This window comes from Streptomyces sp. NPDC001514, from assembly GCF_053597075.1.
Genome location: NZ_JBSFHO010000007.1, coordinates 152,229 through 165,000, shown reverse-complemented (window position 1 = coordinate 165,000; position 12,772 = coordinate 152,229). Strand labels below are relative to the sequence as shown.

At 70.6% G+C, this 12,772-nt stretch carries 10 protein-coding genes; 5 read left to right on the top strand and 5 right to left on the bottom strand.

Features of this window, described 5'->3' with window-relative positions; all coding sequences use genetic code 11:
• Nucleotides 1–123: 123 nt before the first annotated feature.
• From ACWCXB_RS10790 to ACWCXB_RS10770, 5 genes are read left to right on the top strand one after another with little or no spacing between them, the layout of a single operon-like run.
• Nucleotides 124–1,341 (top strand): MFS transporter, encoded by a 1,218-nt coding sequence (locus tag ACWCXB_RS10790; RefSeq protein ID WP_450721253.1) that lies wholly within the window; start codon nt 124–126, stop codon nt 1,339–1,341.
• A gap of 58 nt (nt 1,342–1,399) precedes the next feature.
• The gene (pgi, locus tag ACWCXB_RS10785; protein ID WP_450721363.1) at nt 1,400–3,052 is read left to right on the top strand and encodes a glucose-6-phosphate isomerase; all 1,653 of its coding nucleotides are present in this window, start codon (nt 1,400–1,402) and stop codon (nt 3,050–3,052) included.
• A 4-nt stretch (nt 3,053–3,056) separates the two neighbouring features.
• Entirely contained in the window at nt 3,057–3,557 is a 501-nt protein-coding gene (locus tag ACWCXB_RS10780; RefSeq protein WP_450721251.1) for a PH domain-containing protein, read from the top strand.
• Entirely contained in the window at nt 3,554–5,059 is a 1,506-nt protein-coding gene (locus ACWCXB_RS10775; RefSeq protein WP_450721249.1) for a PH domain-containing protein, read from the top strand. The genes ACWCXB_RS10780 and ACWCXB_RS10775 overlap by 4 nt, the downstream gene beginning before the upstream one ends.
• Nucleotides 5,060–5,116: 57 nt before the next feature.
• Nucleotides 5,117–5,962, top strand: a complete 846-nt coding sequence (locus tag ACWCXB_RS10770) for a poly-gamma-glutamate hydrolase family protein (RefSeq protein WP_450721247.1) — start codon at nt 5,117–5,119, stop codon at nt 5,960–5,962.
• Between the two features lie 82 nt (nt 5,963–6,044).
• Here the strand turns inward: ACWCXB_RS10770 and pgl are convergent, their stop codons facing one another.
• The 5 genes from pgl to tkt are packed head-to-tail and all read right to left on the bottom strand — an operon-like array spanning nt 6,045 to nt 12,661.
• Complete coding sequence (gene pgl / locus ACWCXB_RS10765; protein WP_450721245.1) at nt 6,045–6,827, bottom strand: 6-phosphogluconolactonase; 783 nt, start codon at nt 6,825–6,827, stop codon at nt 6,045–6,047.
• A complete protein-coding gene (gene opcA, locus ACWCXB_RS10760; protein ID WP_450721243.1) occupies nt 6,824–7,870 on the bottom strand; it encodes a glucose-6-phosphate dehydrogenase assembly protein OpcA in 1,047 nt (348 codons plus the stop codon). Before opcA ends, pgl begins: the two co-directional genes overlap by 4 nt.
• A complete protein-coding gene (gene zwf / locus ACWCXB_RS10755; protein WP_450721241.1) occupies nt 7,867–9,399 on the bottom strand; it encodes a glucose-6-phosphate dehydrogenase in 1,533 nt (510 codons plus the stop codon). Before zwf ends, opcA begins: the two co-directional genes overlap by 4 nt.
• A gap of 6 nt (nt 9,400–9,405) precedes the next feature.
• Complete coding sequence (gene tal, locus ACWCXB_RS10750; protein ID WP_450721239.1) at nt 9,406–10,524, bottom strand: transaldolase; 1,119 nt, start codon at nt 10,522–10,524, stop codon at nt 9,406–9,408.
• 34 nt (nt 10,525–10,558) lie between these two features.
• Nucleotides 10,559–12,661, bottom strand: coding sequence for a transketolase (tkt, locus tag ACWCXB_RS10745; RefSeq protein WP_450721237.1), 2,103 nt, complete (start codon nt 12,659–12,661; stop codon nt 10,559–10,561).
• Between the last annotated feature and the right edge of the window lie 111 nt (nt 12,662–12,772).

Sequence of the window (12,772 nt, the reverse complement as noted above, 5' to 3'; positions counted from 1 at the left end):
CCGACCCGCGCCCCGCCCCCGGCGTTAAGCGCCCGTGACCCCCGGGGGCCGGGCCCGATGCGTTGTCAGTGGTGTCCTCTACGGTCGTGTGCAGTGGACGATCAACGGCCCGAGGGGGAGCCCGTGACAACAGCGGGGGTTGTGGGCACCGCCCGGACGGCGCCCGCGTGGCGGGGCGGATTCGGGCGGCTGTGGTCGGCCGCGGTCGTGTCGAAGTTCGGCGACTCACTGCGGACGGCCGCGATGCCGCTGCTCGCTGCCTCGCTCACCCACGACCCCGTGCTCATCGCCTCGGTGACGGCCTGCGGCTATCTGCCGTGGCTGCTCTTCGGGCTGCTCGGCGGGGCGGTCGCCGACCGCGTCGACCAGCGGCGGGCCATGTGGGCCGTGGACCTGGTGCGGGGCGGGTTGATGGCGGCGTTCGCGGTGGCCGTGGCCCTGGGCCATGCCTCGATCGCCGTGCTGATCGCGGTGGCGTTCGCGCTCACCACGCTCCAGACCCTGTTCGACAATGCGGCGACGGCACTGCTGCCGTCCCTCGTGCCCGGCGAGGCGCTCGGCAGCGCCAATGCCCGGCTGCAGACCGGGCAGCAGATGGCGGGCACCTTCCTGGCGGGGCCGCTCGTGCCGGTGCTGCTCGTCGTGGGCGCGGCCGCGCCCTATGCGGCGGACGCGGCGACCTATGTCCTGGCGGCGCTGCTGGTCGCCTCGCTGCGGGTCACCGGCCCCGAGCGGCAGCCCCGCAAGGCCGGCTCGACCCTGCGGGCCGAGATCGCGGAGGGCATCCGGGCGCTGTGGCGGGACCGGGCCCTGCGGTCACTGTGCACCGCCACGACCCTGTGCAACATCGGGATGGGCGCGCTCATCGCCACCCTCGTCCTGCACGTCACCGGCTGGCTCGACGCGGGCAACGGCGGCTATGCCGCGGTCGTCACGGCGTACGGGGTGGGCGGTGTCGCCGGCGGGCTGCTCGCGCGCCGGATATCCGAGCGGATCGGCAGGATACGCGGTGTGTTCCTGGCCGGGACCGTGCAGACCGGCTGCCTCGTCGCCATGGGAACGGTCCATGAGCTGTTGGCGGCGATCGTGGCGATGGCGCTGTTCGGCTTCATGGGACTGGTGTGGAACACCAACCAGGTGACGCTGATGCAGGAGCGCAGCCCCGACGGCATGCTGGGCCGGATCAGCTCGGCCTTCCGCACGCTCGCGATCGCCGGGGCGCCGCTCGGGGCGCTGCTCGGCGGGGCATCGGCGGCCGCATGGGGACTGAACACCCCCGCGCTGCTGGCGGCCGGACTGTTCACCCTCGCCCTCGCGTCTCTGGCCCCCCAGATCAATTAGGTTGGTGGAGCAGCGGGGCACGCAGGCAGGTACGAGAAGAAGTGGGCTGATGTCCAGAATGAACGCAGAAAGCCGTACCCGGCTCAACCGGATGCCCGAATGGGCCGCTCTGAGCAAGCATCGTGAGCAGCTGGCCGACACGCATCTGCGGGAACTGTTCGCCGCCGATGCCGAGCGCGGCAACCGGTACACCCTCCAGGTCGGCGACCTCCACCTCGACTACTCCAAGCACCTGGTGACCGACGAGACGCTGGCGCTGCTGCGCGAGCTGGCCGAGGCCACCGATGTCACGGGGCTGCGGGACGCCATGTTCCGTGGCGAGAAGATCAACATCACCGAGCAGCGGGCCGTGCTGCACACGGCGCTGCGCGCCCCTCGCGACGCCGTCATCGAGGTCGACGGCGAGAACGTGGTGCCGGCGGTGCACGCCGTGCTCGACAAGATGAGCGCGTTCTCCGAGCGGATCCGCTCGGGCAGCTGGACCGGCCACACCGGAAAGCCCATCAAGAACGTGGTCAACATCGGCATCGGCGGCTCCGACCTCGGCCCGGCGATGGCGTACGAGGTGCTGCGCTCCTACACCGCACGGGATCTGACGTTCCGTTTCGTCTCGAACGTGGACGGGGCCGATCTGCACGAGGCGGTGCGCGACCTCGACGCGGCCGAGACGCTGTTCATCATCGCGTCCAAGACGTTCACCACGATCGAGACCATCACCAACGCGACGTCGGCCCGCGACTGGCTGCTCACCGAGCTGAAGGCCGGTCAGGAGGCTGTCGCCAAGCACTTCGTGGCCCTGTCGACGAACGCCGAGAAGGTCGACGAGTTCGGCATCGACACGGCGAACATGTTCGAGTTCTGGGACTGGGTCGGCGGGCGGTACTCGTACGACTCGGCCATCGGGCTCTCGCTGATGATCGCCATCGGCCCGGACCGTTTCCGCGAGATGCTCGACGGCTTCCACCTCGTCGACGAGCACTTCCGCACCGCCCCGGCCGCCGAGAACGCGCCGATGCTGCTCGGCCTGCTGGGCGTGTGGTACGGCGGGTTCTTCGACGCCCAGTCGCACGCGGTGCTGCCGTACTCGCACTACCTGAGCAAGTTCACGGCGTATCTGCAGCAGCTGGACATGGAGTCCAACGGAAAGTCCGTCGACCGTGACGGCAACCGCGTCGACTGGCAGACCGGACCCGTCGTCTGGGGCACGCCCGGCACCAACGGCCAGCACGCGTACTACCAGTTGATCCACCAGGGGACGAAGCTCATCCCGGCCGACTTCATCGGCTTCGCGCAGCCCGTCCCGGATCTGCTGCCCGGGCTCGTCGCCCAGCACGACCTGCTGATGGCGAACTTCTTCGCCCAGACGCAGGCGCTGGCCTTCGGCAAGACGCCCGACGAGGTACGGGCGGAGGGTGTCGCGGAGGAGCTGGTGCCGCACAAGACGTTCGTCGGCAACCACCCGACGACCACGATCCTCTCGAAGGAGCTGACCCCGTCCGTCCTCGGGCAGCTCATCGCGCTCTACGAACACAAGGTGTTCGTCCAGGGAGCCGTCTGGAACATCGACTCCTTCGACCAGTGGGGCGTCGAGCTCGGCAAGGTCCTGGCCAAGCGGATCGAGCCGGTGCTGACCGAGGGCCGCGGGGGCGAGGAACTCGACAGCTCGACCGCCTCGCTCGCGGCCACGTACCGCACGCTGCGCGGCCGGTGATCCGATGGCGGGGGAGGGGACCGTGCGGCTGCGGCCGCCGAGCAACAGGCTGAACGAGCGGGCCGTCGGCTGGTGGCGGGCCCAGTGCCTGCTGACGACGCTGGTGCCGGTGGCCGTGCTCGCGGTGCTGGGCGCGTTCATCGGGACCGCCCGGGGCCCGCTGCTGACCGCCGCCGCGGCGGTGGCGGTTCTCGGCCTGGCCGGCACGGTCTTCTTCCCCGCCTGGTGGTACCGGGTGCACCGCTGGGAGGTCACGGACGAGGCGGTGTACGTCCGCACCGGCGCGCTCTGGCAGGAGTGGCGGATCGCGCCCATGTCCCGGATCCAGACCGTGGACACCGAGCGAGGGCCACTGGAGCAGGCGTTCCGGCTCGCCACGGTCACCGTCACCACCGCCTCCTCCAGGGGCGCGATCAGGATCGGCGGCCTGGACCACGAGCTCGCGGCCGAGCTGGCCGCGCAGCTGACCCGGATCACGCAGACCACGCCCGGGGACGCCACATGAGCGACGGCTGGCTGAGGCTCGACCGGCGCACCGTCCTCGTCACCGCCGCCGTCATGGCCGGGGTCGCGGGCGGCGCCGGTCTGCCGGTCCTGTTCGGCCTGGCCGGCAGTAAGCCGTGGTGGCAGGCGCTCGGATGGGTCGTGGCGGGAGCCGTCGTCCTCATCGCGGGCGGCGCGGGGGCGGACTACGTACGGTGGCGGCGTACGCGGTACCGGATCGGCCCGGACCGCGCCGAACTCCACACCGGGCTACTGCTGATAAAGCGCCGCTCGCTGGCCCGGGAGCGCATCCGCAGCGTCGATCTGACGGCCAATCCGCTGCTGCGCATACTCGGCCTGGTCAAGGTGCGGATCGGCACCGGCGAGCACACCGGCGGCGGTGAGTCCACGCTGGAGCTCGACCCGGTCACCAGGGCGGAGGGCGAGCGGCTGCGGCGTGAGCTGCTGGCCCGGGCCGTGGTGGACGCCCCGGGGACCCATCGGGAGGGCGAGCTGGCCGCCTTCGACCCCGCCTGGATCCGGTACGCACCGGTGTCGTTCGTCGCCCCGCTGCTCGGCGGCGCGGCGGCAGGTGCGGTCATGCAGGTCAGCGAGTGGTTCGGCGCGCAGGGCGAGGTGATCCACTGGATAGCCGAGCGGTTCCAGGACACCCCGGTCTTCTGGGTGGTCGTCGTGCTGGCCCTCGGGGCCCTGGTCGCCGGGGTCGTGGGGGCGCTCGGACTCTGGGTCGAGATGTGGTTCAACTACCGGCTGGAGCGCGAGCCCGGCGGCACCCTGCGCGTCCGCCGCGGGCTCTTCACCACCCGGTCGATCTCCATCGAGGAGCGACGGCTGCGCGGGGTCGAGCTCGTCGAACCGCTCGGGGTGCGGCTGTTCGGCGCGGCGCGCGTCGATGCGGTCGCGACCGGCCTGGTGAACGACGAGGAGGACCAGCACACCGACCTCAAGACACTGCTGCCGCCCGCGCCGCGGGCTGTCGCGGACGAGGTGGCGGCGCTGGTGCTGCGCGAGACCGGTGCGCCGACCGGCGCGACGCTGACCCCGCATCCGCGCGCGGCCCGTACGCGCAGGCTGCGCTGGGCGCTCACCGCGGCGCTGCTGCCGCTGGTGACCCTGGCCGTGCTGGGGCTGCTGCTCACCGAGGTCCTGTTCTACGTCGCGGCGGCCTGCGCGTTGGTGTTCCTGCCGCTCGCGGCGCTGCTCGCCCTCGACGCGTACCGGAGCCTCGGCCATGGGCTCGACGGCGACTATCTGCTGGCCCGCTCCGGCACGATCCGGCGCGGGACGGTCGCGCTCCAGCGCGGCGGCGTCATCGGCTGGACGCTCAAACAGTCCTGGTTCCAGCGCCGCGCGGGCATCCTCACGCTGACCGCGACGACGGCGGCGGGCGACGGGGCGTACTCGGTGTACGACGCCGACGAGCACGAGGCCCTCGACTTCGCGTCCCACGCGGTCCCGGGCCTGTTGGAGCCGTTCCTGGAGCGGCCGGAACGCTCGATGTGAGGCAGCCCACCTCCGGAGCGGGAGGGAGCGCCTCGCTCCGCAGCGATCATGACATGCATGACGTATGCCAACCGACGCACCGTTCTGGCCGGCCTCGCAGGCGCCGCACTCGGCGCCTCCGTACTCAACACCGTTGCCGCCGCCCCCGCTTACGCCGCCGACCTCTACGCGTCGAACACCGACCTCTACACGAAGCTCGTCGGCAAGGAGGGAACGGACTTCGCCCGGCGCTACAAGCGCCATGAGCTGTTCGACAACAGCAACGACCTGAGATACCCCTTCAACCGCACCACGGTCATGGCCATCCACGGCGGTGGCATCGAGGGCGGCACGTCCGAACTGTGCCTGGGGGTAGCCGGCTACCACCCGGCCACGCTCGCCGTGACCCCCGCGGGAGGCCCGGTCCACGACTACTGGATGTTCGAGGGCGTGCGCTCGACCGACAACGATCTCCTGCACGTCACCTCGACGCACAACGACGACCGCACAGCCCTCTCGATGGCCGCGAGCAGCCTCAACGTCCTGAGCCTGCACGGCTGCGACGCGAGCACGGCCGGTGCGTCCGCGGGGGTGCCCGAGGCGGTCGTCGTGGGCGGTCTCAACAGCGAATTCAAGACCTACCTGCACGAGGAGTTCCGCGCTGCGGGCTTCCAGACCATCGACGGCTCGACCGTACCCGCCCTCGCCGGCGTCGACCCGGACAACATCTGCAACAAGACCCTGCTCGGCAAGGGCGCCCAGCTCGAGATCACCAAAGAGCTGCGCCAGAGCATGTTCGACGCCGGTCACTTCACCCGACTGGAACGGCCGACCCACACCAATGGCGTCTTCGACGCCTTCGTCGGTGCCGCGCGCAAGGCCATTGCGCGCCTGGAGGCCCGGCCCGACCAGGTCATCCTCTGATCCGCTGACGATCCCCTGACACCGAAGGCCCGGTTCGCCAAGGAGGCGGACCGGGCCTTCGTGCGACGGAGCCGACGACTCGTCAGGGCGACGCAGGCGGATAGAGGCTCCGCGGGAGCTGGGACGCCGCCGCCGAGTCGAGGAGCCACAGCGTCCTCGACCGGCCGTACGCGCCCGCAGCCGGCGCCTGGATCTCCCCGGCGCCCGACAGCGCGATCGCCGCCGCGTTCGCCTTGTCCTCGCCCGCCGCGAGCAGCCATACCTCGCGGGCCGCACGGATGGCGGGGAGCGTCAACGAGATCCGGGTCGGCGGCGGCTTGGGCGCACCATGGACACCCACCACGGTCCGCTCCGTCTCCCGGACCCCCGGAAGCTCGGGGAACAGGGACGCGACGTGCGTGTCCGGGCCGACGCCGAGCATCAGGACGTCGAAGGTGGGCACGTCACCGTGGTCCTCGGGGCCGGCAGCCGCGGCGAGTTCCGCGGCGTAGGCGGCGGCCGCCGCGTCCGCGTCCTTGCCGTGGGGGCCGTCGGAAGCGGGCATCGCGTGGACCCGGGACGGGGTCAGCGGGACCGAGTCCAGCAGGGCCTCGCGGGCCTGGGTGACATTGCGCTCCGGGTCGCCCTCGGGCAGGAAGCGCTCGTCCCCCCACCACAGGTCGAGCCGCGACCAGTCGATCGCGTCCCGCGCGGGCGCCGCGGCGAGCGCGGCCAGCAGGCCGTTGCCGTTGCGCCCGCCGGTGAGGACGACCGACGCGTAGCCGCGCGCGGCCTGGGCGTCCACGATCTTCGTGATCAGCCGGGCCGCCGCGGCCTGCGCCATCAGCTCCTTGTCGCGGTGGACGACGAGCTGAGGGGCACTCACTTCGCCGCCGCCTTCTTGGCCGGGGTCTTCGCCGACGTCTTCTTCGCCGCCGAGCCCGCCGAGCCCGCCGAAGCCCCCGCGGCCTCGGCCTCACCGCTGCCCGCTGCCTCGAGCGACTCCTCGCCGAGCCGGTCGACCCCGTACCGCAGCGCGGACGCGTACGTGTCGTCCGGGTCCAGCCGCCGCAGCTCCTCGGCGATCAGCTCCGCCGTGTCACGCCGCTTCAGCGCCACCCCGCGGTCCGGCTGCCCCTGGATGGACAGCGTCGCCAGCGACCCGTCCGCCCGGTCCAGCACGATCGGGCCGCAGCTCGTCGCCAGCCGTACGGCCGTGAGCCCGGGACCCGCGGACACCGAGCGCTTGACCGGCACCCCCAGCCGGTCGGCGAGCCACATCCCGAGCAGTTCGCAGCTCGGGTTGAACTCCTCCCCCTCCACCTCGGCCGCCGTGACCTCGCACGCCACCTGGTCCAGCGCCGCCGCCAGCATCGAGCGCCACGGGGTGATCCGGGTCCACGCCAGATCCGTGTCCCCCGGGGTGTAGGCCTCGGCGCGGGCCGTCAGCTCCTGGATCGGCTGCTCGGAGGCGTAGGTGTCGGTCACCCGGCGCTGCGCCAGTGCGCCCAGCGGGTCGGACGCCGGGTCGTGCGGCGCAGCCACCGGCCACCACACCACGACCGGAGCGTCCGGCAGCAGCAGCGGCAGGACCACCGACTGGGCGTGGTCGATGACCTCGCCGTACAGCCGCAGCACGACCGTCTCGCCGGTGCCGGCATCGACGCCGACGCGCACTTCGGCATCGAGGCGCGCCTTCGCGCGGTCGCGCGGCGAGCGCGAGACCCGCTTGATGACGACGAGGGTGCGCGAAGGGTGCTCGCGGGACGCGTCGTTGGCCGCCTTCAGCGCGTCGTACGCGTTCTCCTCGTCCGTGACGATGACGAGCGTGAGGACCATGCCGACGGCCGGCGTGCCGATGGCCCGCCGCCCCCTGACCAGAGCCTTGTTGATCTTGCTGGAGGTGGTGTCCGTAAGGTCGATCTTCATGGCCGACGCCAGCTCCGTCCGTCTCGTGCGAGCATTTCGTCCGCCTCGGCCGGACCCCAGGTCCCGGCCGGGTACTGCGCGGGCTTGCCGTGCTTGTCCCAGAACTGCTCGATCGGGTCGAGGATCTTCCAGGACAGCTCGACCTCCGCCAGCCTCGGGAAGAGATTGGAATCCCCGAGCAGGACATCCAGGATCAGCCGCTCGTAGGCCTCGGGGCTGGACTCCGTGAAGGACTCGCCGTACGCGAAGTCCATCGAGACGTCCCGGACCTCCATCGATGTGCCCGGCACCTTCGAGCCGAACCGCATCGTCACGCCCTCGTCCGGCTGGACCCGGATCACCAGGGCGTTCTGCCCCAGCTCCTCGGTGGCCGTGTGGTCGAAGGGGGAGTGCGGGGCACGCTGGAAGACGACCGCGATCTCGGTGACACGGCGGCCGAGCCGCTTGCCGGTGCGGAGATAGAACGGCACGCCCGCCCAGCGGCGGTTGTCGATCTCCAGCTTCACGGCCGCGTACGTATCGGTCTTCGACTTCGGGTCGATGCCCTCTTCCTGGAGATAGCCGACGGCTTTCGCGCCGCCCTGCCAGCCCGCCGCGTACTGCGCGCGCACGGTGCTGGTGGCCAGGTCCTTGGGCAGCTTGACGGCGCCCAGCACCTTGGTCTTCTCCGCCGCCAGCGCATCCGCGTCGAAGGAGGCGGGCTCCTCCATCGCGGTCAGCGCGAGCAGCTGGAGGAGGTGGTTCTGGATGACGTCACGGGCGGCGCCGATGCCGTCGTAGTAGCCGGCGCGGCCGCCGATGCCGATGTCCTCGGCCATGGTGATCTGGACGTGGTCGACGTACGACCGGTTCCAGATCGGCTCGAAGAGGGTGTTGGCGAAGCGGAGCGCCAGGATGTTCTGGACGGTCTCCTTGCCCAGGTAGTGGTCGATCCGGAAGACCGCGTCGGCCGGGAAGACCTCGTGGACCACCTGGTTGAGCACCATGGCGGATGCCAGGTCGTGCCCGAAGGGCTTCTCGATGACGGCGCGGCGCCAGGAGCCCTCCTTCTGGTCGGCCAGCCCGTGCTTCTTGAGCTGCTGGACGACCTTGGGGAAGAACTTCGGAGGTACGGAGAGGTAGAAGGCGAAGTTGCCGCCGGTGCCCTGGGCCTGGTCGAGCTCCTCGATCGTCTTCTTCAGCGTCTCGAACGCGTTGTCGTCGTCGAAGTCGCCCTGGACGAAACGCATCCCCTGGATGAGCTGCTGCCATACCTCCTCACGGAAGGGGGTACGGGCGTGCTCTTTGACGGCCTCGTGGACTTCGTGGGCGAAGTCCTGGTCGTCCCACTCGCGGCGGGCGAAGCCGACGAGCGAGAAGCCCGGCGGCAGCAGCCCGCGGTTGGCGAGGTCGTAAACGGCAGGCATCAGCTTTTTACGGGACAAATCGCCGGTGACGCCAAAGATCACCAGGCCCGACGGCCCCGCGATACGCGGGAGCCGTCGGTCCGCGGCGTCACGAAGCAGATTGGCTCCGTGTGCGGGAGTCAAGGTGGTTCAGCCTTCCGAAGGTGCGAGGCGCTCGAGCTCCGCCTCCGTCGACTTGAGCAGGTCGTTCCAGGACGCCTCGAACTTCTCGACGCCCTCGTCTTCCAGCAGCTGCACCACGTCGTCGTACGAGATCCCGAGCTTCTCGATGGCGTCGAGCTCGGCGCGCGCCTGCTCGTAGGTACCGCGCACCGTGTCACCCGTGATCTGCCCGTGGTCAGCGGTCGCGTTCAGAGTGGCCTCCGGCATGGTGTTCACCGTGCCCGGGGCGACCAGGTCGTCCACGTACAGCGTGTCCTTGTAGGCCGGGTCCTTGACACCGGTCGAGGCCCACAGCGGACGCTGCTTGTTGGCCTGCGCCTTGTCCAGCGCGGCCCAGCGGTCCGAGGAGAAGACCTCCTCGTACGCCTGGTACGCGAGACGGGCGTTGGCCACGGCCGCCTTGCCGCGCAGCTCCTTCGCCTCGTCCGTGCCCAGCGCGTCCAGCCGCTTGTCGATCTCGGTGTCCACCCGGGACACGAAGAACGACGCCACCGAACGGATCTTCGACAGGTCCAGGCCTGCGGCCTTCGCCTTCTCGAGACCGGCCAGGTAGGCGTCCATGACCTCGCGGTAGCGCTCCAGCGAGAAGATCAGCGTGACATTGACGCTGATACCGAGGCCGATGACCTCGGTGATCGCGGGCAGGCCCGCCTTGGTCGCCGGGATCTTGATGAAGGTGTTCGGCCGGTCCACCAGCCAGGCCAGCTGCTTGGCCTCGGCGATCGTCGCCCTGGTGTTGTGCGCGAGGCGCGGGTCGACCTCGATCGACACGCGGCCGTCCTGGCCGCCCGTCGCGTCGAAGACCGGGCGCAGGACGTCCGCCGCGTCCCGCACGTCCGCCGTCGTGATCATGCGGAGGGCTTCCTCGACGGTCACCTTGCGCGCTGCGAGGTCGGCGAGCTGCTGCTCGTAGCCGTCACCGGACGAGATGGCCTTCTGGAAGATCGACGGGTTGGTGGTGACGCCCACAACGTGCTGCTGGTCGATCAGTTCGGCGAGATTGCCGGACGTGATCCGCTTGCGCGACAGGTCGTCGAGCCAGATCGCCACGCCCTCGTCGGAGAGGCGCTTGAGTGCGTCTGTCATGAGAAATGCATCTCCTACTAGTCGTATACCGGCGTCAGCGCGCGGCGGCGGCGATGGATTCCCGGGCGGCGGCGGCCACCGCTTCGGGGGTGAACCCGAACTCGCGGAAGAGCACCTTGCCGTCGGCCGACGCACCGAAGTGCTCCAGCGAGACGATCCGGCCGGCGTCGCCGACGTACCGGTACCAGGTCAGACCGACACCGGCCTCGACCGCCACCCGCGCCTTCAGCGACGGCGGCAGGACGCTGTCCTTGTACGCCTGGTCCTGCTCCTCGAACCACTCGACCGACGGCATCGAGACGACCCGCGTCGGGATGCCCGCGGCCTGCAGCTGCTCACGCGCCTCGACGGCCACGTGCACCTCGGAGCCCGTGCCGATCAGCACGACCTGGGCGTCCGCGCTCTGCCCGTCGGTCCCTTCGGCGTCGAACAGGACGTAACCGCCCTTCGCCGCGTCCTCGTTGGGCTCGTACGCCGGCACGCCCTGACGGGTCAGCGCCAGACCGTGCGGGGCGCCCACGCCGAACTTCTTCGTGTAGCGGCGGAGGATCTCGGCCCAGGCGATCGCGGTCTCGTTGGCGTCGGCCGGGCGCACGATGTTCAGACCCGGGATGGCGCGCAGCGAGGCCAGGTGCTCCACCGGCTGGTGGGTCGGACCGTCCTCGCCCAGACCGATCGAGTCATGCGTCCAGACGAACGTCACCGGCAGGTGCATCAGCGCGGACAGCCGCACCGCGTTGCGCATGTAGTCGGAGAACACCAGGAAGGTGCCGCCGAAGACCCGGGTGTTGCCGTGCAGCGTGATGCCGTTGAGCACGGCACCCATCGCGTGCTCGCGGATGCCGAAGTGGATCGTGCGACCGTACGGATCGGCCTCCGGCAGCGGGTTGCCCTTGGGGAGGAACGACGACGTCTTGTCGATCGTCGTGTTGTTCGACCCCGCGAGGTCGGCGGAGCCGCCCCACAGCTCCGGGATCACCGCACCCAGCGCCTGCAGCACCTTGCCGGAGGCGGCGCGGGTCGCGACACCCTTGCCCGCCTCGAACACCGGGAGCTTCTCCTCCCAGCCGGCCGGCAGCTCGGTCGAGCGGATCCGGTCGAACTCGGCGGCGCGCTCCGAGTTGGCGGTACGCCACTCGGCGAAGGTCTTCTCCCACTCCTCCCGGGCCGCACGGCCGCGGTCGAGGGCCTTGCGGGTGTGCGCGATGACCTCGGCGGAGACCTCGAAGCTCTTCTCCGGGTCGAAGCCGAGGACGCGCTTGGTGGCCGCGACCTCCTCGTCGCCCAGCGCCGAGCCGTGCGCGGCCTCGGTGTTCTGCGCGTGCGGAGCGGGCCAGGCGATGATCGAGCGCATCGCGATGAAGGAGGGACGCTCGGTCTCCTCCTGGGCCGCCTTCAACGCCCGGTAGAGACCGGCCGGGTCCAGGTCACCGTTCGGCAGCTGCTGCACGCGCTGGACGTGCCAGCCGTACGCCTCGTACCGCTGCAGGGTGTCCTCGGAGACGGCGGTCGCGGTGTCGCCCTCGATCGAGATGTGGTTGTCGTCCCACAGCAGCACCAGGTTGCCGAGCTTCTGGTGACCGGCCAGCGACGACGCCTCGTGCGAGATGCCCTCCTGGAGGCAGCCGTCACCCGCGATGCACCAGATGGTGTGGTCGAACGGGGAGGTGCCGGGCGCGGCGTCCGGGTCGAACAGTCCGCGCTCGTAGCGGGCGGCCATCGCCATGCCCACCGCGTTGGCGACACCCTGGCCCAGCGGGCCGGTCGTCGTCTCGACGCCCACCGTGTGGCCGTACTCCGGGTGGCCCGGGGTCTTGGAGCCCCAGGTGCGGAAGGACTCGAGGTCGTCCAGTTCCAGGCCGTACCCGGCCAGGTAGAGCTGGATGTAGAGAGTCAGGCTGGAGTGACCCGCGGAGAGCACGAACCGGTCACGGCCGGTCCAGTCCGCGTCAGCGGGGTCGTGCCGCATCAGCTTCTGGAAGAGGACGTACGCCGCAGGGGCCAGGCTCATGGCCGTACCCGGATGGCCGTTGCCGACCTTCTGTACGGCATCAGCGGCAAGGACACGGACGGTGTCCACGGCCCGCTGGTCCAATGCGGTCCACTCGAGTTCTGTGGTGGTCGGCTTGGTGCTCACCCTGGGTCAGGGCTCCTCTCCACATGTTCGGTCCCGGTGACTATGGGTGTACCGGGCGCTGTCGAGCCTACCCTCGCAGCAACGGGCATCCTTGTCGGAGGACGTCTCTCC